General features: G+C 74.1%; 17 protein-coding genes and 1 pseudogene. 11 read left to right on the forward strand and 7 right to left on the reverse strand.

The window, feature by feature from the left end; all coding sequences use genetic code 11:
- Positions 1-305 precede the first annotated feature (305 nt).
- The 3 genes from ACI792_RS15245 to ACI792_RS15255 all read left to right on the forward strand — a co-directional run bounded on the left by ACI792_RS15245 (position 306) and on the right by ACI792_RS15255 (position 3795).
- A complete protein-coding gene (locus ACI792_RS15245; RefSeq protein ID WP_456603332.1) occupies positions 306-1547 on the forward strand; it encodes a Cache 3/Cache 2 fusion domain-containing protein in 1242 nt (413 codons plus the stop codon).
- Between the two features lie 84 nt (positions 1548-1631).
- Positions 1632-2705 (forward strand): PP2C family protein-serine/threonine phosphatase, encoded by a 1074-nt coding sequence (locus ACI792_RS15250; protein ID WP_456603333.1) that lies wholly within the window; start codon positions 1632-1634, stop codon positions 2703-2705.
- Between the two features lie 115 nt (positions 2706-2820).
- Positions 2821-3795 carry a tripartite tricarboxylate transporter substrate binding protein gene (locus ACI792_RS15255; RefSeq protein ID WP_456603334.1) on the forward strand — a complete coding sequence of 325 codons (975 nt, stop codon included), beginning with the start codon at positions 2821-2823 and terminating at the stop codon, positions 3793-3795.
- 5 nt (positions 3796-3800) lie between these two features.
- Here the strand turns inward: ACI792_RS15255 and ACI792_RS15260 are convergent, their stop codons facing one another.
- The 3 genes from ACI792_RS15260 to rpsD all read right to left on the reverse strand — a co-directional run bounded on the left by ACI792_RS15260 (position 3801) and on the right by rpsD (position 6918).
- Complete coding sequence (locus ACI792_RS15260; protein WP_456603335.1) at positions 3801-4346, reverse strand: RNA 2'-phosphotransferase; 546 nt, start codon at positions 4344-4346, stop codon at positions 3801-3803.
- A 16-nt stretch (positions 4347-4362) separates the two neighbouring features.
- The gene (locus ACI792_RS15265; RefSeq protein WP_456603336.1) at positions 4363-6045 is read right to left on the reverse strand and encodes a SpoIIE family protein phosphatase; all 1683 of its coding nucleotides are present in this window, start codon (positions 6043-6045) and stop codon (positions 4363-4365) included.
- Positions 6046-6315: 270 nt separating this feature from the next.
- Positions 6316-6918, reverse strand: coding sequence for a 30S ribosomal protein S4 (gene rpsD, locus ACI792_RS15270; protein WP_456603337.1), 603 nt, complete (start codon positions 6916-6918; stop codon positions 6316-6318).
- 63 nt (positions 6919-6981) lie between these two features.
- On the opposite strand from rpsD, the gene ACI792_RS15275 reads away from it, so the two are divergent.
- Together ACI792_RS15275 and ACI792_RS15280 are read left to right on the forward strand one after the other, a co-directional pair.
- A complete protein-coding gene (locus ACI792_RS15275; RefSeq protein ID WP_456603338.1) occupies positions 6982-7737 on the forward strand; it encodes a DUF2470 domain-containing protein in 756 nt (251 codons plus the stop codon).
- Between the two features lie 142 nt (positions 7738-7879).
- Complete coding sequence (locus ACI792_RS15280; protein WP_456603339.1) at positions 7880-8626, forward strand: PilZ domain-containing protein; 747 nt, start codon at positions 7880-7882, stop codon at positions 8624-8626.
- A 112-nt stretch (positions 8627-8738) separates the two neighbouring features.
- Here ACI792_RS15280 and ACI792_RS15285 read toward each other — a convergent pair whose 3' ends face one another.
- Positions 8739-10157: a DUF1116 domain-containing protein gene (locus tag ACI792_RS15285; RefSeq protein ID WP_456603340.1), complete on the reverse strand. Its 1419-nt coding sequence runs from the start codon at positions 10155-10157 to the stop codon at positions 8739-8741.
- Positions 10154-11659 (reverse strand): FdrA family protein, encoded by a 1506-nt coding sequence (locus ACI792_RS15290; protein ID WP_456603341.1) that lies wholly within the window; start codon positions 11657-11659, stop codon positions 10154-10156. Before ACI792_RS15290 ends, ACI792_RS15285 begins: the two co-directional genes overlap by 4 nt.
- A gap of 183 nt (positions 11660-11842) precedes the next feature.
- Here ACI792_RS15290 and ACI792_RS15295 point away from each other — a divergent pair, with 183 nt between their 5' ends.
- From ACI792_RS15295 to ACI792_RS15315, 5 genes are all read left to right on the forward strand, one after another.
- Positions 11843-13318, forward strand: a complete 1476-nt coding sequence (locus tag ACI792_RS15295) for a uracil-xanthine permease family protein (RefSeq protein ID WP_456603342.1) — start codon at positions 11843-11845, stop codon at positions 13316-13318.
- Between the two features lie 211 nt (positions 13319-13529).
- Entirely contained in the window at positions 13530-14399 is an 870-nt protein-coding gene (locus tag ACI792_RS15300; RefSeq protein ID WP_456603343.1) for an FAD binding domain-containing protein, read from the forward strand.
- The gene (locus tag ACI792_RS15305) at positions 14396-14914 is read left to right on the forward strand and encodes a (2Fe-2S)-binding protein (RefSeq protein ID WP_456603344.1); all 519 of its coding nucleotides are present in this window, start codon (positions 14396-14398) and stop codon (positions 14912-14914) included. Before ACI792_RS15300 ends, ACI792_RS15305 begins: the two co-directional genes overlap by 4 nt.
- A complete protein-coding gene (gene cutA / locus ACI792_RS15310) occupies positions 14911-17334 on the forward strand; it encodes an aerobic carbon-monoxide dehydrogenase large subunit (RefSeq protein ID WP_456603345.1) in 2424 nt (807 codons plus the stop codon). Before ACI792_RS15305 ends, cutA begins: the two co-directional genes overlap by 4 nt.
- Positions 17331-18008, forward strand: a complete 678-nt coding sequence (locus tag ACI792_RS15315; RefSeq protein ID WP_456603346.1) for an SRPBCC family protein — start codon at positions 17331-17333, stop codon at positions 18006-18008. The genes cutA and ACI792_RS15315 overlap by 4 nt, the downstream gene beginning before the upstream one ends.
- A gap of 147 nt (positions 18009-18155) precedes the next feature.
- Here the strand turns inward: ACI792_RS15315 and ACI792_RS15320 are convergent.
- Positions 18156-18716, reverse strand: a pseudogene (locus ACI792_RS15320) (peroxiredoxin family protein); the annotation flags it as partial.
- A gap of 225 nt (positions 18717-18941) precedes the next feature.
- On the opposite strand from ACI792_RS15320, the gene ACI792_RS15325 reads away from it, so the two are divergent.
- Complete coding sequence (locus ACI792_RS15325; protein ID WP_456603347.1) at positions 18942-19772, forward strand: SDR family oxidoreductase; 831 nt, start codon at positions 18942-18944, stop codon at positions 19770-19772.
- A gap of 47 nt (positions 19773-19819) precedes the next feature.
- Here the strand turns inward: ACI792_RS15325 and ACI792_RS15330 are convergent, their stop codons facing one another.
- Positions 19820-20302, reverse strand: a complete 483-nt coding sequence (locus tag ACI792_RS15330) for an SRPBCC family protein (RefSeq protein WP_456603348.1) — start codon at positions 20300-20302, stop codon at positions 19820-19822.
- Positions 20303-20327 lie beyond the last annotated feature (25 nt).

Genomic DNA, 20327 nt, shown 5'->3' on the forward strand with positions numbered 1-20327 from the left:
CGTTCTCTCAGTGGCCCAGACCCGCCGGGATGCTGGTCACCCGGTCCACGTGCTGGCTGCGCCGAATCATTGACGGCACTGTTCTCGGCACAGCCCCGCGCATTCTCAACTCCTGCCCCAAAAGAAACTCGAGTCGCCGAGTCGACAATTACAGGGCGGTCACCGAATGGCGATGAAATGGCGTTCCGGCGGCTCCTCCGGCCCCACCCGGCGCGCCTTCCCCGGCCCGGCGACCAGCGGCCTACGGTTCCGGGACGGCCCGTCCGCGGGCCGGTCCGCCGGTCGACCGCAGGGAGGAACGGGTCGTGCGCTCGTCCACGTCGTCAGGCTCCGCGCCGCTCCCCCCGGCGGTCGCCCCGGCCTCCCCGACGCCGCGGCGCGCGCCCGAGCGCGACACCAGCATGGAGGACGCGGCGCGGCAGGCAGGCGTCCTCGCCCAGGCCTCGCGCGAGGTCTCCGACACGTCCGCGGAGGCCGCCGCGACGCTCGCCGAGCTGCGCGCCGCGATCGGCGACATCTCCACGAGCACCGGCCGGGCCTCCGCCATCGCCGAGGAGGCGGTGCGGGACGCGCGCGCCGTCGACGAGCGGATCGCCGCCCTGCAGACCGCCAGCGAGTCCATCACCCAGTTCGTCCGCCTGATCGGCGCGATCAGCCAGCAGAGCCGCTTCCTCGCGCTCAACGCCTCGGTCGAGGCCGCCCGGGCCGGCGACCTCGGCCGCGGCTTCGCCGTCGTGGCCGACGAGGTGAAGGAGCTCGCCGACCGCACCGCCCAGGCCGCCCGCGACATCGACGCCCAGATCACGGCGGTGCAGCGGGAGACGCAGCAGGCCGTGGAAGCGGTGCAGCGGATCACCGGGACGCTCGGCTCCATCGCCGAGGCGCAGGACACGATCGCCGCCGCCGTCGAGCAGCAGCGGGCGGCCACCGACCGCGTCGTCGAGAACGTCGAGCGCGCCGCCGGTGGCTCCGCGCGGATCAGCGACGCCGTCGGGCAGCTGGCCGAGAGCCAGCGGGTGGTCTACGTCCGCCGGGCGCTCGCGGTCGCCGAGCAGCACCTGGCCGACCTGGGCGGCGCAGGCCTCGGCGAGGGCCGCACCTCCCTGACCGTGCGCGACCAGACCACCGGCGCGACGCACACCGCCGCGCTCCCCGACCTCCTGCTCGGCGGGCGGCCGCTGGAGCGCAGCGACGACCCCCGCCGGCCGGCCCCGCTCGTCGACGACGTGGTGCGCCAGGTCGGGGGCAGCTGCACGCTGTTCCAGCGCCTGAACGGTGACGGCGGCATGGTCCGGGTCGCGACGACCGTCCTCACCCCGGCCGGGCGGCGCAACGTGGGCACCGCCATCGGGCGCACCGGCCCCGACGGCCGCCCGAACCCGGTGCTCGCGGCGGTCCTCGCCGGCGAGACCTACACCGGTGCCGCGACGGTGGCCGACCGGCCCTACTTCACCGCCTACACCGGACTGCGAGCCCAGGACGGCGCCCTGATCGGCATGCTCTACGTCGGGCTGCCGATGGACGCGATGCCCGGCACCGCCCCGTGACGACGTCCTCCGTCTAGGTTGTCCACCGGACGCGCCGCGTCGCTGGGCGAGCACGAGGGGGATGCGGTGAAGCGGTCACGTCGCGTGAACGCCGCGCTCCCGGCCCTGGTGCTGCTGCTCGTCGTGATCGCGGAGGTCGTCAGCGGCCGTGGGCAGGTGGTCCTGGGGCTCAGCGTCATCGCCCCGCTCGCCTCGGCCACCTTCCTCGGCCGCCGGGCCACGGTGCTCTACGCGGCGGCCGCGTTCGTCGTCGCCACCCTGCTGGGCCTCTACAGCCAGCAGTACACCGCCGAGACGGCGGTGGCGCAGACGATCCGCCTGGTCGCCGTCGCCCTCGGCGGCGCTCTCGCCGTGGTCACCTGCGAGCTGCGGCTGCGCCGGGAGGCCCACGTCGCCCGGCTCGGCGCGGAGGCCGCCGCGACGCGGGCCGCCGTCCGGACCGGGGAGACGCTGCAGCGGGCGCTGCTGGGCGAGATCCCGAGCGTGCCGGGGCTGGAGACGGCCGCGCGCTACCTCCCCGGTGCCCGGGACGCGCAGGTGGGCGGGGACTGGTACGACGCCTTCCCGCTGGCCGACGGGCGGACGATGCTGGTCATCGGCGACGTCGCCGGCCACGATGCGCCCGCCGCGGCCACCATGGCGCAGACGCGCGGCATGCTCCGGGCCCTGGCCCGCGTGGGGCACGGCTCCCCCGCGGCCGCCCTGACCGTGCTGGACGACGTCCTGGCGGGCCTGGGCCTGGACACGCTGGTCACCGTCGCCGTCGCCACGATCGACCCGGAGGGCGTCCCCGCGGGCTCGGTGCCGCTGCAGTGGTCCAACGCGGGTCACCCCCCGCCGGTGGTCGTGCGGGCCGACGGCCGCGTCGAGGTGCTGGAGCGGATGCCCGACCGGCTGCTCGGCGCCGGCCCGGGCGACGGCCCGGCGCGCACCGACCACGACCTGCTGCTGCACCGGGGCGACACGCTGCTGCTCTACACCGACGGGCTGGTCGAGCGCCGCGGCATGACCCTCGACGACGGCACGACCTGGCTGGTGCGGACGCTGCGGGAGCTCGGCCGGGAGCCGCTGGACCGCATGTGCGACGGGCTGCTCAGCGCCCTGGGCAGCCGCGGCGACGACGACATCGCGCTGCTGGCGGTCCGCCTCCCCGCCTGACCGGCGTGCGCGGGTGCCGCGGCGGCCACCATGCCGGACGATGGGTGCCACCGCCGGACACGGACGGTCACCCGCCGGGGACGGCGATGCCGGCATCCCCACGTCAGGAGCCATCATGCGATCTGCCCGCGTGCCCGCCGCCCTGCTCACCGCCGCCCTGCTGACCGCGTGCGGCGGCGACGACCCCGGACCGGGAGGAGGGGAGGCGGCCGGCTTCCCCACGGAGAGCATCCGCCTGCTGGTCCCCTACACCGCCGGCGGGCCGACCGACATCGCGGCGCGGGCCCTGGCGGCGCACATGGAGGAGGAGCTCGGCGAGACCGTCGTCGTGGAGAACCTCCCCGGGGCGTCGGGCGCCACCGCGTACCAGCAGCTGATCCAGTCCGAGGCCGACGGCCACACCCTGTCCATGACGGCGCTGCCGACGGCGGTCCTCAACTACCTGACCAACGACGTCGGCTACACCCGTGAGGACTTCACCCCGATCGGCGTCGTCACGCGCGTGCCGTCGGGCATCGTGGTGCCGGCCGACTCGCCGCACCAGGACCTGGCCTCGCTGTTCGGGGCCGCGCAGTCGGATCCCGACTCGGTCACCGTCGGCACCCCCGGCGCCACGAACACGCACGCCGCCGAGACGCGGCGGATCACCCAGCTCTACGACGTGCCGCTGACGGTCGTCCCGTTCGACGGCAACTCCGAGGTGCAGACGGCGCTGCTGGGCGAGAACGTGACCGCCGGCTTCCTCAACCTCTCCCAGGACGTGCTGCCGGCGATCGAGTCCGGCGACCTCCGCGTCCTCGCCGTCGGCAGCGAGGAGCCGCTGCCGTACGTGGACGCCCCCACCTTCGTCGAGGAGGGGTACCCCGAGCTGGTCCAGAGCACGACCACCTTCGGGGTCATCGCCCCCGCCGGCCTCCCCGACGACGTGCGGCAGACCCTGGAGGACACGCTGCGCAGCGCCGGGGAGGAGCCGGCCGTGGTCGAGACGCTCGACGAGCGCTACGTCCCCGAGGAGTTCATCGGCAGCGCCGGGCTGGAGGAGCTGTTCGCCGAGACCGAGGAGACGTTCCGCGGCGTCCTGGGCGACTGAGCCGGTCACCCTCCTCGGTCGGAGCCGCCGCCCACCACGGTCAGGTACCGCCGGGGGACGTCGTCCACCAGCCACACGCCGTTGGCGGAACGGCGGAAGGCGAACCCGTCCGCGGCCATGCCGGCCGCGTCCACCCGGAGCACCACCGCGCGTCCCCGTCGTCCGCCGACGGCCCGGGCGGTGGCGACGTCGGCCGAGAGGTGCACCGCGTGCCGGCGGCCCGGCCGCAGCCCCTCGGCCAGGATGGCCGGGAGGAACCGCTCGACCGTGCCGTGGAACAGCTCCTCCGGCGGCGGCTCGGGCAGGTAGCCGAGCTCGACCGGCACGCTGTGCCCCTGGCTCGCCCGGATCCGGGTGCCCGTGTCGTCGAAGGCGAACCTGCGCTTGTCGTTCGCGGCCACGACGTGCTCGAGCTCCTCCCGGGAGATCCCCAGCGCCGCGAGCAGCCGGTCGACGTCGGCCCAGCCGGCCGCGTCCAGGGTGAGGCCCGCCGCGTCGGGGCGGTGGCGCAGCAGGAACGACAGCCGCTTGCTCGTCCGCACGACGTCCACCCCCGCTCCGCCCGCCTCAGCCCCGGCGGAGGAGGACGAAGGCGACGTCGTCGTCCGGGGCGTCGCCCAGCAGCCGCTCGGTGAGCAGGGTCTTCAGCTCCGCGGGGCCCAGGTGGCGGCCCTCCACGAGCGCCGCCGCGGCCCGGTCGATCCCCTCGTCGAGCACCTCGTCCCGCCGCTCCACCAGGCCGTCGGTGTAGAGCAGGAGCGTCGAGCCGGCGGGCAGCGGCCGCTCCACCTCCGGGCGGGCGCCGTCCACCACGGCGAGCGGGAGGCCGCGCGCGTCCTCCAGCAGCAGGCTGGTGCCGTCCTCCTGGACCAGCACCGCCGGCAGGTGCCCCGCGCTGCTGTAGCAGAGGGTGCCGGCGTGGACGTCGATGACGGCGCAGAACATGGTGCTGACGGCGGCGCCGGGCACCATGGCGGCGAACCGGTCCAGCGCCTCGAGCACGTGGGAGGGCGACCGGCTCTCGAGCAGCAGCGCCCGCCCGGCGCTGCGCAGCTGACCCATCACCGCGGCGGCGGGCAACCCGCGACCGACCACGTCACCCACCACCACGCCGTAGCCGCCGTCGGGCAGGTCCACCACGTCGTACCAGTCGCCGCCCACCTCGAGGGTCCCGGTGGCCGGCTCGTAGTGGACGGCGAACCCCTCGGGCAGCACGGTGGGGCCGAGGACCGCCCGCTGCAGGGTGACGGCGACGTCGGTGAAGAACTGCGCCCGCACCCGCTCGGAGCGCGCCCGTTCCTCGGCCCGCCGGCGCTCGGCCGCGACCGCCTGGGCATCGCCGACCGCCGCGGCGACCTGGCCCGCGGCCAGCGTCATGAAGATGCGGTAGTCGTCGTCGAGGGGGAGGTGCGGGCTGGCACCCAGGACCAGGGCGCCGATCGGCCGCTCGGCGCCGGCGGCGGTGAGCGGCAGGACGACGGCGGTGTCGACGTCGGCCTGGCCGGCGGGGCTCGCACCGGCGCTGGACAGTCCGGGCAACCGCGCGGCGAGCCCGGTCACCGTCTGCGCTTCCCCGGTCGCCACGGCCCGGCGCACCCGCTCGGGAATCGAGCTGGTGGCGAGCTCGCCGTCGACGGCGAGGCCCTGGCCGGCGACGAACCGCGGGGCACCGTCGCCCCCGTCCGACAGGTAGACCAGCCCGAACGGGCAGTCGGCCCGGGCGTCGGCCAGCACCCCGAGGGCCGTGGACACCGCCTCGGTCGTGTCCCCGTGCGCGGCCCGGGGGAGGCTGCCGAGCCGCTGGAGGACGCCGAGCCGGCGGGCGGCGAGCACGCGGTGGGTGGTCTCCACGACGGTGTCGAGCAGGCCGACCACCGCGCCGCCCGGCTCCACCACCGGGCTGAACGAGAAGGAGAAGTAGGTCTCCTCCTCGAACCCGTTGCGCGTCATGACGAGGGGCAGGTCCTCGGAGTAGGTGGCCCGCCCGGCCATCACCTCCCCGACCATGGGGTCGAGGGCGCTCCAGATGTCCGACCAGACCTCCCGCGCCGAGCGACCCAGGGCGGCGGGGTGGCGGGCCCCCAGCATCGGGGCGTAGGCGTCGTTGTAGATCATGACGAGCTCCGGGCCCCACATGAGCAGGAACGGGAAGCGCGAGTTCAGCGCGCTGCTCAGTGCGGTCCGGAGCGTCGACGACCACTCTGCCTGCGGCCCCAGGGGGGTGGTCGACCAGTCGTGCTCGAGGACCATGCGCTGCAGCTCCGACCGCGGACCGCCGGGGATCAACTCCGCCAGATGCCTGTTCAGCGCTCCGCTCCCCGCCCGCCCGGGCACGCCTCGCGCCGCCGTCCCGGCGGCCGTTCGCTCGTGCTGCCCGGCATCTTCGCACCCGCGGCCGCAGCCGGCGTATTGGGCGCGATCAGAAGCCACCCCGCCGGGTTGCCACCTCGGCCGGGGCGGGATCGCCGCACCGGCCCCGCCGAACGGGCGATCGAGGCCGGTGCGCAGGTCTCGCAGCGGTCAGCGGGAGTAGTACTCCACCACGAGCTGCTCCTCGCAGACGACGGGCACCTCCTCGCGGGTGGGGGTCCGCTCGTAGCGGCAGACCAGGTCGGCGAGGTGCACCTCGAGGTACGTCGGCGCCTCGGCGTGCGCCCCGGAGGCGGCGACGACGAACGGGTCCTTGGCACGCGACTTCTCGGCGATCTGCACGAAGTCGCCCGGGTCGAGCCGGTAGGAGGGGCGGTCGACGCGCTTGCCGTTGACCAGCACGTGCTGGTGGGTGACGAACTGGCGGGCCTGGTAGATGGTGCGGGCGAAGCCGGCGCGCAACACGGTCGCGTCCAGGCGCGACTCGAGGTCCTGGATCAGCGCCTCGCCGGTCTTGCCGCCGGTGCGCTTGGCGCGGTCGAAGGCGGCTCGCAGCTGGGTCTCGCTGATGTCGTACTGCGCCCGGAGCCGCTGCTTCTCCTTGAGGCGGGTGGAGTAGTCGCTGTCCTTGCGACGCTTCCGCCCGTGCTCGCCCGGCGGGTAGGGGCGGCGCTCGAAGTACGGGACGCACTTCGGGGTGAGCGGGATGCCCAGCGCGCGGCTGAGCCGGACCTTGGGACGGGGGGTGTTCACTGGGGACCTCCGGTTTGGTTAGGCTCACCTTACTACTCCTCCACGAGCTCCCCGAGGTGGTCCATGACGGCCGGCCCGACCCACCCGCCCACGGCCGTCGACCGGCAGCCGCCCGCCGCCGAGCGCGCCCGAACCGTCGCGATCCGCCCGGCCGCCACGCTGCACCTGGCGGGGGCCGGCTCCTGCCAGGTGCGCGCGGCGACCACGACCGCCGGCGGCGACGTCCTGCTCGTCGTCCCCACCGACGGCGGCGCGATGGCGGCGCTGCGCCGCTCGCCGCTGGGCGACGCCCCCGCCCGGCTCACCGTCGCCGACCGCGCCCCCTTCCCCCTGCGCCTCCCCGTCCGGGGGCTGGTGCAGCTGACGGGCTGGCTCGCGCCGGTGGCCGAGCCGGAGGTCCCGCGGCTGCTGCTCGACTTCGCCGAGTCCACGCCGGCGGACGCGTTGTTCGAGGTGGGGCTCGGCGCGACGCTGGTGCGGCTGGACCTCGCCGAGGTGGAGCTCGAGGAGTCCGGCACCCGCGCCGTTGTGGACCCCGACGACTTCCGCGCCGCCCGGCCCGACGCGGTCAGCGGCGCGGAGACCGAGCTGATGTCTGCCCACCGGGAGCCGCTGGGCCGGCTCTGCGCGCGCGTGCAGGACTGGGCCGGGCGGCGCGACGACGTGCGGCTGCTCGGGCTGGACCGGTTCGGCGTCCGGTTCCGGGTGCAGGGCCGCAGCGGCTGCTCCGACCTGCGGGTCCCCTTCACCGAGGCTCTGGACGACGTCGAGGGGTTCGCCGCCGCCGTCGACCACCTGCTCACCTGCGGCCCCGCCTGACCGCGCTCGGCCTTCCCGGTCGCTGATCGCGACGACACGCCGGGACGGGAGTTCGCCGCCAATGCAGCCCGATGCCCGGCTCGCCCCACTAGCCTGCGCGCGATCCAAGACGCGTCCGTTCTAGTAGGAGGAGGGGCCAGGGATGCTGGAGAACCCGGGGGTGGACTACCCGGAGGCGCGCACCGTCGTCGACCTTCTCGCCACGAGCAGGGGCGACGTGCTGATCAGCCTCGTCGAGTCCTCGGACCCCACCGAGATCGTCGTGTCCATCGGCGAGGACCGCACGCGACGGCGGGTCCGCCTGGACGTCGGCGAGCACGTCGAGGTGCTCTGGCGCGGACCCGAGGAGCTCCGCTCCCTCCCCACCGAACTGGTCGCGGCGGAGCTCCACCCGGCGCAGTGGCGGCTGCGCCCCGTCGGCCCGTCCACCCGGGGTCAGCGGCGGTCCGCGGTCCGCGCGCCGCTGAGCCTGCAGGTGCAGATGGCGGTCGGACCGGACGTCCTGAACGGCCTGACCGTGGACATCAGCGAGGGCGGCATCCGGGCGCTCTTCTCGCCGCCCGACCCGGCGCGCGCGTCCGCGTCGCAGCCCGCGGCCGAGGAACTGGTGGCCGAGCAACCGGTGGCCGAGCAACCGGTGGCCGAGGACGCACCCCCCGCGGAACCGGAGAGCCCGCTGCGCCTCGGGGCGGTGCTCCCGCTGGTCGTCTGCCTGGAGGACGGCGAGCAGCTGCCCTGCCGCGGTGAGGTGATCCGGCGGATCCCGCGGCAGGATCGCGGCATCGAGCTGAGCCTGCGGTTCGTCGACATGCCGGAGAAGACCCAGGACCTGGTCCGCCGGCACGTCTTCGCCGGGCTGCGGTCGCTGCGGGCCCGCGGCCTGCTCTGATCCGGCCCCCGTCCGGCGGCACCGGCCGCCCCTGACCCGACGCTCCCCCGAGCGCGACGAACCCGTGGTCATCAGCCCTGCCCATGGCCACGGGTTCGTCGCGCTGGGGGGCTCAGGCGGTGCGGGCCTCCTCGGCCAGCGCCGCCAGCGCCTGCTCGAAGCACTGCTGCGGAGGCTGCACCAGCCCGGCGCCCACCTGGCCGGTGCCTGCGACCCGCCCCGCCATCCCGGTGTTGATCTGCGGCAGCCAGCCGGTGCGGGCGACCTTCAGCACATCGATCCCGGTGGGCGAGCCGCGGAAGCCCATGATCGGGATCTGCATCGCCGGGTTCTCCGCGAGCGTCAGCTGGTACATGCGCTCGGTGGTGGCGAGCGCGTCCGGCACGGTGCCGCCGACGAACCGGACGATCGCCGGCGCCGCGGCCATGGCGAAGCCGCCGATGCCGTAGGTCTCCATGATCGCGGAGTCGCCGATGTCGGGGTTGGCGTCGTCCGGGCCGTAGTCGCCGAGGAACAGGCCGACCGGGGTGTTCGCCGGGCCGGTGAACCAGCGGTCACCGGTGCCCGAGGTCTGGATGCCGAACTCGGTGCCGTTGCGCGACATGACGGTGAGCATCGTGGAGCCCGGGATGTTCCTGGCCGCGTCCAGCGCGAGCTTCGCCGTCGGCATGCCGAGGTTGAGGAAGAAGTGCTCGTTGCCGCCGATGAAGCGCAGCACGTCGGCGATGTCGGACGAGGGGGCGCCGCTGGCCACGATCGACGGCGAGAGCTCGCGCAGCGCCATCAGCGAGCCGGCGCGGTTGCGGTTGTGCCCCTCGTCGCCCATCTGCAGCATCTGGGCGAGCACGCCCTTGACGTCCAGCGGGTCGTTGCCGGCGTCGATCGAACCGCGCACGGCCTTGGACAGCACCGGGCCGAGGACGTCGCGCATCCACCGCAGCCGGATCTGGACCTCCTCGTTGAAGGCACCCATGCGCAGCACCTTGCCGAGGCCCTCGTTGAGGTTGCAGAACGCCTGGCCGCCGGTGACCGGGTCCTCCAGGCACCACATCCACATCGACGGGCTGGTCACGCCGGCCATCGGCCCGACGGTGCGGTGGTGGTGGCAGGGCTCGAGGGTCACCGCGCCGGTGGAGAGGAGGATCTCGGCCTCCTCGACGTCGTCGGCCCAGCCCTCGAACAGGCAGGCCCCGACCAGCGCGCCGCGCATGGGGCCCGAGGCGTTCTCCCACTCCAGTGGCGGGCCGGAGTGCAGGAGCGTGCGGTCGGTGAGGCCGATGACCTCGCGCGCGGGGCGGACGTCCACCAGCAGCGAGCCCGCGGCCATCAGCCGCTCGACGGCGGTGCGGTTCGCGGTGGCGCGGCGGGGGTCCAGGGCCAGCGCGGCGAGGTCGGCCGCGTCGCCGAAGCCCGGCGGGCGCCAGTCGACGTCCTGGACGTCGGCGCCCTGCGCGCGCAGCGCATCGGAGAAGACGTCGACGCCGGCGGCGACGATCGCCGGCGGGCCGGAGAGCAGGTTCTGCAGGCTCATGCGGTGGCTCCCAGCAGGTCGAGGGCGTACCGCGTGGCCGCGGCGTTGGAGGAGAAGACCGCGGCTCCCGCGGTGGCGAGGGCGTCGGCCTGCCGGGACCAGCCCTGCGGGTCGCCCTCGGTGCCGATCAGCGCGACGACGACCGGCAGCGCGCGCCGCTCGCGGGCGGCGGTGAGCGCGGGCACGAGCGCGCCGGCGGGGTCGGGGTCGGCGCCGTACCCGAGGACGACGTCGAGCAGCAGGACGGCGGGCTCGTCGGAGGCGGCCAGCGCCTCGATCGCCTCCAGCCGCAGCGTCGGGTCGATCATCGGGTGCGCGCGGCCCACCGTGAGGGCGTCGTCGCCGAAGTCGACGACCAGGTGGCCGGTGGCGGACAGGTCCGTACCCAGGTCGAGATCGGGCCGCAGCGGGATGTTGGAGCGGATGCCGCCCAGCGCCGGGGAGGCCAGCAGCATCGCCTCGTCGGCGAGCGTGCCGCCGGAGTAGAGCCCCTTGAGCGCCGCGCCCGGGACGGCGGCCTCGGCGGAGCCCGGGCGCGACGGCCACACCGGCACGTCGAGCCCCATGTCGGCGAGGAGCGCCTCGACGGCGGCGGTGAGGTCGGGGGTCTCGGGCGAGAGGACGGCGGAGCGCACCGGCACGGAGAGCTGCCCGGCGGCGTCGGTCACCGCGGCGGCGACCGAGGGCGCGGGCGGCTTGGAGACCAGCAGCACCCGCTCGGTGGCGGGGTCGGCGTCGAGGGCGGCGAGCGCGTCGAGGGTGGCCAGCCCGCCGACCTCCTCCTTGAGGTCGCGCCCGCCCACGCCGAGCACGTGCGAGACGCCGACCCCGGCCATGTCCAGCAGGCAGGACACCTGCTGCGCACCGGTGCCGCTCGCCGCGACCAGGCCCACCGGGCCGGGGCGGACGACGTTGGCGAACCCCAGGGCGACGCCGGAGACGATCGCCGTCCCGCAGTCGGGCCCCATGACCAGCACGCCGGCCTGGTGCGCGGCTCGCTTGAGCGCGACCTCGTGCTCGACCGGGACGCCGTCGGAGAAGACCAGCACGCTGCGCCCGGCGGCGATCGCGTCGGCGGCCTCGGCGACGGCGTACTGCCCGGGCACGCTGACGATCGCCAGGGCGGGCGACTCGGGGGAGAGCTCGTCGAGCCCCGCGCCGATGGTGCGGTGCGGGACCGCGGCGGCGCTGCCGGTGGAGCGCTCGCGCTCGGCCAGCGCGGCGTCGACGTCGGCAAGCGCGGCGGCGAGCGTCTCGTCGTCGGCGGCACGGACGGCGACCAGCAGCTGCTCGGGGCTCGTCGGCTCCTCGGGGGCCAGGCCCATGCCGGCGGCGAGCTCGAGGTTGAGCGGGGTGGCCATGGCGACGAGGACGGCGGAGACGCCCTCGCGCGCGCCGATCCGGCGGCTCACCTGCATGAGCTTCACCGAGTCGGCGTAGACGCCGGATCGCAACTGCACCGAGACCGCGGCGTCTCCACCGGAGGGGGTTGAGGGGCTCATCCTCGAAACCGTACCGATGGATCTCTCAGCGGTGAAGTATCGGCATCTCAGTGCAACAACGATTTAGCACTGAGGTACTTCCGCGACACCTGGGAGCCGTGCCACATTGGCGCCTCCCGGTGCGGGCACACCCCCGTCGACCAGCACCGGACCACATCGGAAGTGCACGTCGAGGAGGCACTCATGTCGTTCGGGTGGAAGCTCTACGGGGACGGTAAGACGCCCCCACTGGGAGAGGCCGTCGCCCCCGACGAACGCCTCTCCTGGCCGCGCACCGCCGGGATCGGCGCGCAGCACGTCGTCGCGATGTTCGGGGCGACCTTCGTCTTCCCGATCATCATGGGCCTGGACCCCAACCTCGCCATCATGATGAGCGGCGTCGCCACGATCATCTTCCTGCTGATCGTGAAGAACCGGGTACCGAGCTACCTGGGCACCAGCGCCGCCTTCGTCGGCGGTGTGGCGGCGATCCGGGCCAACGGCGGTGACTCGAGCGACGTCGTCGGCGCGCTGCTGATCGCCGGCATCGTCCTGGCCCTCGTCGGTGTGCTGATCCACTTCGCCGGGCTCGGGCTGATCAACAAGGTGCTGCCCCCGGCCGTCACCGGCGCCGTCGTCATGCTGATCGGCTTCAACCTCGCCCCGGTCGCCGCGGGCATCTACTGGCCGCAGGACCAGTGGGTCGCCCTGGCCACGATGACGTTCGTGATCGTCGCCTCGCTGGCGCTGCGCGGCTTCCTCGCCCGCATCTCGATCCTGCTGGGCCTGATCTTCGGCTACCTGCTCTCGGTGCTGCTGGACGTCACGGCCGGCCCGATCACCTCGCCCGACGGCACCGGCGCCGAGTCCACCCGCGACCGGATCAACTTCGACTCGGTCGCCGACGCCGACTGGTTCGGCCTCCCCGACTTCACCGGGCCGACCTTCTCGCTGAACTTCAGCCTGCTGGTCATCCCCGCGGTGATCGCCCTGGTGGCGGAGAACGCCGGCCACGTCAAGGCGGTCGCGGAGATGACCAAGCGCGACCTCGACCCGTACATGGGCCGCGCGGTCGCGGCCGACGGCATCGCGACCGTCGTCGCCACCTCGGTCGGCGGCTCCCCCACCACCACCTACGCCGAGAACATCGGCGTCATGGCGGCCACCCGCGTCTACTCGACGGCGGCCTACTACGTCGCGGCGCTCGTGGCGATCCTGCTGGGGCTGATCCCCAAGTTCGGCGCGCTGATCAGCATCGTCCCCGGTGGGGTGCTCGGCGGGATCACCGTCGTCCTCTACGGGATGATCGGCCTGCTCGGCGCCAAGATCTGGAAGGAGAACCGGGTCGACTTCGCCAACCCGATCAACCTGGTGCCGCTGGCCGCCGGGATCATCATCGGCATCGGCAACGTGACCCTGGTCTTCTCCGACGAGTTCTCGCTGACCGGCATCGCCCTCGGGTCGATCGTCGCGGTCGTCGCCTGGCACGTCGCGCGGGCGCTGGCGCCGGCCGACATGAAGGCCGCGCTGCTCCGCGAGGGCGCGCACCCGGCCGCGGGCAGCACCTTCGGCCACGACGCCGGCGACGAGGTCAGCTCCGACCCGTCGTCGGTCGACGAGGTGGGCCGCCCCGGCGTGCTGGGTGGCAACACCCCAGGGACGGACAGCCGCAACCGCTGACCCGTTCTCCCGCCGCCCCCGGCGCCCGGACCCACCGTCCGGCACCGGGGGCGGCGTGCGTCTGCGGACGGGCGTCGGCCACCGGCGCCGCCGCCCGGAACCGTCCGCTACGGAAACTCGCGACGAAGTTTTAGCACTGAGGTACTTTCGCCCACCCTCCCGCCGGTGACAGAGTGACGTCTCGCAGCGAGCACGGAGGTGACCGGAGCCGGTGAAGCCCGCCCCCTTCCGCTACGCCGATCCCAGCACCCTGGGAGAGGCCCTGGCGGTCCTGTCCGACGAGGGCGCCAAGGTGCTCGCCGGTGGCCAGTCCCTGCTGCCGCTGCTCTCCATGCGCCTGGCGGCGCCGACCACGCTGGTCGACATCAACCGGATCCCCGGTCTGGACACCGTCGAGGTGACCGACGACGGCGTGACGGTGGGGGCGCTCGTCCGCCACGGCGCACTGCTCCGGCACGAGGGCGCCGCCGGGGTGCAGCCGCTGCTGGGCCGCGCCACCGCCAACGTCGCCCACCCGGCGATCCGCAACCGGGGCACCACCGTGGGCTCGATCGCCCACGCCGACCCCTCGGGCGAGATGACCTCGGTGCTGGCGCTGACCGACGGCTCGGTCACCGTGGCGACGACGGCCGGCACCGAGCAGGTCGGCTGGCGCGACTTCTTCGTCGGGCCGCTGGAGACCTCGATCGCCCCCGGCGCCGTCGTCACCGCGGCAACCTTCCCCGCGCTGCCGCCGCGCTCGGGCACCGCCTTCGCGGAGGTCGCGCGGCGCAAGGGCGACTACGCGGTCTGCGGAGCCGGCGTCGTCGTCACCCTCTCCGAGGACCGGCGGGTGGAGCGCGTGCTGGCCTCCTACGTCTCGGTGGGGCTGACCCCCGAGGTGCACGACCTGACCGAGGCCGTCGCCGGGGTTCCGGTGGAGAAGGCCGACTGGGCCGCCGCCGGGGCGCTCGCGCGCACCCTGGTCGACCCGGACACCGACATCCACGCCAGCGCCGACTACCGGCGCCTGCTGGTGGGGGTGCTCACCGAGCGAACGCTGACCTCGGCGGCTGCCGAGGCCGGGGAGAAGGCGACATGACCAGCATCGACACCGAGCGGACCATCACCGTCACCGTGAACGGTGTTCCACGTGAAGCGACCGTACCGGTGCGCCGGCTGCTCTCCGACGCGCTGCGCCACGACCTCGGGCTGACCGGCACGCACGTCGGCTGCGAGCACGGCGTCTGCGGGGCCTGCACGGTGGTCGTGGACGGGGCCCCGGTGCGCTCGTGCCTGATGCTCGCCGTGCAGGTGGACGGCGCGGAGGTGCGCACGGTCGAGGGGCTGGCGCGCGGGGACCACCAGGGCGGGCAGGTGCTGCACCCGGTCCAGGAGGCCTTCCGCGAGTGCCACGCCCTGCAGTGCGGCTTCTGTACACCGGGCTTCCTCATGACGATCGCGGCCGGGCTCGAAGGGCGCGACAACTCCGAGGAGCTCACCGAGGAGGAGGTCGACGACATGGTCGGCGGCAACCTCTGCCGGTGCACCGGCTACGCCAACATCAAGAAGGCCGTGCACCACGCGGCCGCCGCGATGCGGGACGGCGACGCATGACCACCAAGCTCTTCGGCGAGCCGGTCCGCCGGCGGGAGGACCAGCGGCTGATCACCGGCAAGGGCCGCTACCTGGACGACATCGGGCACGACGCCCTGGCCGCCGCCTTCGTGCGCTCGCCGCACGCGCACGCCCGGATCGTCTCGATCGACGTGGACGAGGCGCTGGACGTCGAGGGCCTGGTGGCGATCTACACCTACGAGGACCTCACCGGCCCGATGGCCGAGCCGCTGCCGGTCCTCATCCCCCACCCCCAGCTGCACTCACCCCGCACGGGGTTCCCGCTGGCGAACGGCGAGGTCAACCACGTCGGCGAGCCGGTGGTCATGGTCGTGGCCACCGACCGGTACGTCGCCGAGGACGCCTGCGACCGCATCGTCGTCACCTACGAGGAGCTGCCCGTCGTCGTCGGGGTGGACGCCGCGCGCGCCGCGGAGCACGCGGTGCACGAGGAGATCCCCGACAACGTCGCGGCCCGGCACCACCAGGAGACCGGCGACGTCGAGCCGGTGCTGGCCTCCTCGCCGCGGACGCTCTCCTTCACCCAGTACATCGAGCGCAGCGCCTGCATGCCCATGGAGGGGAAGGGCGTGCACGCGAAGTGGGACGCCGACGACTCCTCGCTGCGGGTCTACACGAGCACCCAGGCGTCGACGTCGGTGCGCGCGGCGATCGCGGCGAAGCTGGAGCTCTCGCTGGACACGGTCGAGGTGATCGCGCCCGACGTCGGCGGCGGGTTCGGCGTGAAGATTGTCCACCCGTGGCCCGAGGAGCTGCTGGTGCCGATGGCCGCCATCGCCCTGGGCCGCGAGGTGAAGTGGACCGAGGACCGGCGCGAGCACTTCATCGGCTCGGCCCACGAGCGCCAGCAGCGGCAGGAGATCACCGTCGGCTACGACGACGAGGGCCGGGTCACCGCTCTCGACGTCCACATCTGGCACGACAACGGCGCCTACACGCCCTACGGGATCATCGTGCCGATCGTGACGGCGACCCAGCTGGTCGGGCCGTACGCGATCCCGGTGTACCGGGTGATCGTGGAGTCGGTCTTCACCAACACCGTCATCGTGACGCCGTACCGCGGCGCCGGGCGGCCCCAGGGCTGCTACGCGATGGAGCGGACGATGGACCGCATCGCCGACGAGCTGGGCCTGGACCGGGCACTGGTGCGCGAGCGCAACCTGATCCGGCCCGACCAGTTCCCCTACGACCACCACCTGACGTTCCAGGACGGCCGGCCGGTCATCTACGACTCGGGCGACTACCCGGGGCTGCTGGAGAAGCTGAAGGCGCTGGTCGGCTGGTCGGCGGCCGAGGAGCTCCGGGCCGACGCCGAGGCGCGCGGCCGGCTGCTCGGCGTCGGGATGGCGCTGTACGTGGAGGGCACCGGCCCCGGGCCGTACGAGGGCGGGCACGTGCAGGTCCTGGGCAGCGGCAAGGTGCTGGTGTCGACCGGTCTCACCTCGCAGGGCCAGGGGCACGAGACGGCCTTCGCGCAGATCGTCGCGAGCGAGCTCGGGGTGCCGATCGAGGACGTCGAGGTGACCACCGGGGACACCCGGCGCTTCGGGTACGCCGTCGGCACGTTCGCCTCCCGGGCCGCGGTGATGAGCGGCAACGCGATCGCGCTGGCCGCCCGCGGGGTGCGGGAGAAGGCGCTGCGGATCGCCGCAGACGTGCTGGAGGCCTCGCCGGAGGACCTCGAGATCGACGAGGGCCTGGTGCAGGTGAAGGGCGTGCCGGGGACATCCATCCCGCTGCGCACCGTCGCCGTCCTGTCCAACCCGCTGCGCTACGCCTTCGACGAGGCGGCCAAGCAGGCGACGCAGTTCGCCAAGGCCGGCGACGACGACAAGCCGCCGGTCGCCGTGGGCGACGCGCCGGGGCTGGAGCACCGCGACTACTACTCGCCGATCCGGTCGACGTTCGCGTCCGGCGCGCACGCGGCGATCGTGGAGATCGACCCGGCGACGTGGGAGATCGACGTCGTGAAGTACGCCGTCGTGCACGACTGCGGCAACGTGGTGAACCCGATGATCGTCGAGGGGCAGGTGCACGGTGGCGTCGCCCAGGGCATCGGCGGCGCGCTGTACGAGCGGATGGCCTACGACGCCGACGGGCAGCTCCAGAACGCCTCGTTCATGGACTTCCTGATGCCGTACGCCTCCGAGGTGCCCGACATCGACATCGACCACCAGCAGACGCCCTCGCCGCTGAACCCGCTGGGGATCAAGGGCGCCGGCGAGGCCGGTGTGATCCCGGGGACGGCGGCGCTCGCCTCGGCGATCGAGGACGCGGTGGGCCGGCGGATCGCCTCGATGCCGATCTCCCCGACCGAGCTGTACGACCTGGTGCGTTCCCCTGATTCGGAGATGACCGCCACGGCCGGGCGCCGGGCGGGGACTGGAGTGATGGCGTGAAGCTCGACGGCTCTGCGGTGCTGCACGGCGACCCCGAGAAGGTGTGGGCCGTCATCACCGACCCGGCGGTGCTGGCGCGCACGATCCCCGGCTGCGAGACCCTGGAGCAGGTCGGGGACGACGAGTACAAGATGAACGTCTCCGTCGGCGTGGGGGCGATCAAGGGGACCTACGCGGGCGAGGTGCGCCTGTCGGACCAGCAGCGGCCGTCCTCCTACGTGATGCACGCATCCGGCGCGGGCGCCCCGGGGAACGCGCGGGCGACGGTGCGGATCGACCTGTCCCCCGCCGAGGACGGCGCGACGAACCTGACCTACTCCGCGGACGCCGTCATCGGCGGCCCCGTGGCGGGCGTGGGGCAGCGGATGATCACCGGCGTCGCCAAGCGGATGGCCGGGCAGTTCTTCAAGGCGATCGACGCGGAGCTGACCGGTGCCGCGGTGCCGGCGGTGGCGGTGCCGTCCGCGGCCGCGGTGAGCTCGACGGCGGAGGCGGACACGGCGGCCAAGCACCCCGCCCCGGCGGCCGAGGCCGCGCCGGCGGTGTTCGCCGGCCGCGCCGCCGCTCCGGCCGGTGTGGGCGGCGACGTGCAGACCCTGGCGCTCGGCGCCGTGGGTGGCGCGGTGCTGACGCTGATCGGCATCCTGGTCGGCTACCGCCTCGGTCGCCGCTGAGCCCGGGGCGCGGGCGCCCCGGCCGGGCCCTCCTGGTCGCCGCGGCGCCGCGGCAGCACTGCCCGGACCAGTCGCCCTCTGCCCACCAGGAGTGGGCAGAGGGCGACCGCCCGAGCCGACGGGCGGCGGTGGGGGACCCGAGCCCCGCTACTGGCGGTGCGGCGGGTGCTCGGCCCGCCACTCGTCGAAGGCGGCGAGGAACGAGTCGGCCATCCGGTGCTCGGTGAGCAGTTGCTCGCGGTCGCGCTCGTCGACCATCCGCTCCGCCAGCGCGCCCGTGTTCATCTTGATCGCACGGAAGTACGGGATGAACGACTGCGGCTTGAAGGCCCGTTCCGTGGGCTGCGGCTCGACGTCCGGCTCCCAGGGCAGGACCGGTACCGGGTCGAGGCCCAGCGACTCGAGGGCGGAGAGGACCGGCTCGTCGTCCGGGCGGTCGGTGAAGTCGCGCGACAGCTCGCGGAACACCTCCCGACCGTCCGGCGCCACCGCGACGACGAGCGGCTTGAAGATCTGCCGATCCGGGTTCCACGCGTCCAGCGGCTTCGCCAGCCGCGAGCCGTCCGGATCGCTCACCCACCGGAACGGCAGGTGCCAGGTGCGGTTCATCGCCGCCTGCACCTCAGGTGGGTCGGTGGAGGCGAGCACCACCTCGGTGCCGGCGTCGGCGAGGCGGGAGGTCGACCGGGCCAGGCGGACCGCCTGGGCGCAGCAGTACGGCTACCAGTCGCCCCGCAGGCCGATCAGGAGCAGGGCGGCGCGCTCGTCGGAGCGCAGGGAGAGCAGGTCGGCGGGTTCCATCGCCCGAGCCTAGGGAGGGCGGCCCCCGGCCCGCCTCCCGACGCAGCCCAGGTTTCCGAGGTGCCCGCGCCGGAACAGGACGGGGGACGCACGCGCTGACGACGGCGGACGCCCGACGAAGGAGACCCCCGCATGGCCAAGACCTGGTTCATCACCGGCGCATCCCGCGGCTTCGGCCGCGAGTGGTCGATCGCCGCCCTCGAACGCGGTGACAACGTGGCCGCCACCGCCCGCGACACGGCGAGCCTCGAAGGCCTGGTGCAGCAGTTCGGCGACCGGGTGCTGCCGATCCGGCTCGACGTCGACGACCGGGACGCCGTCTTCGCGGCCGTGCAGCAGGCGCGCGAGCACTTCGGCGGGCTCGACGTCGTCGTCAACAACGCCGGCTACGGCCAGTTCGGCATGGTGGAGGAGGTCAGCGAGGCCGAGGCCCGCGCCCAGTTCGACACCAACGTCTTCGGGGCCCTGTTCGTCACCCAGGCGGCGCTGCCCCACCTGCGCGCCCAGGGGTCGGGCCACATCCTCCAGGTGAGCAGCATCGGCGGGATCAGCGCCTTCCCGAACATCGGCATCTACAACGCCTCCAAGTGGGCGCTGGAGGGTTTCAGCCAGTCACTGGCCGCGGAGGTCGCCGGCTTCGGCATCAAGGTCACGATCATCGAGCCCGGCGCCTACGCCACCGACTGGGCCGGATCCTCGGCACGGCACGCCGCCCCGGAACCCGCCTACGACGACTTCCGGGTGCAGGCCGCGGAGGCGCGCAAGGCCCGCGCCGGCAACCCCGGTGACCCGCTGGCCACCCGCGAGGCCGTGCTCCAGCTGGTCGACATGGAGAACCCGCCGCTGCGCGTCTTCTTCGGCGACGGCCCGCTGTCGATCGCCACCCGCGACTACGAGTCCCGGCTGGCCGAGTGGCGCGCCTGGGAGCCGCTGTCCAAGGCTGCGCACGGCCCGAAGCGCTGACGTGGCAGGTGCCCCTCCCGAGCGGAGGGGCACCGCTCGCCCGGTTCCTATCCCGCGTGCTGGGGCGCGCGCGACCGGGTCGCCTCGTCGTCCGACCCCGGCGTGCCGGTGCCCGTGGTGATGCGGCGCCGCAGGCTCTCCGCGGCGTAGCGGTCCCAGGACGCCGAGCAGACGTCGAAGCACTCGTCGGCGGGGGTCAGCCCGGCGTGGGTGAACCGGAGCTCCGTCCCCCCGTCCACGGCGGAGACGTCGAACCGGATCGCGGTGTCCTTCCACTCCCGCTGGTCCTGGACGAACCCGAACCAGTTGTCGACCACCCGCCAGACGACCGTCCGGCCGGGCACCAGCTCCTCGACCCTCATGCGCACGCGGTGGACGCCCGCCACCTCGTACCCGAACTCGTCCCCGACCGCCTCGGCGCTGCCCTGGACCTGGGTCATCCACCAGCTGCGGACGTCGGCGACGGCCTCGGTCACCTCCTCCGGCGTGCGGTCGACCGTGAAGCTCGTGCGGTAGCTCGTCTCGTCCATGGCGCTCCGATCAGCGAGGGACTTG

It is taken from the genome of Blastococcus sp. SYSU DS0669 (genome assembly GCF_054050895.1).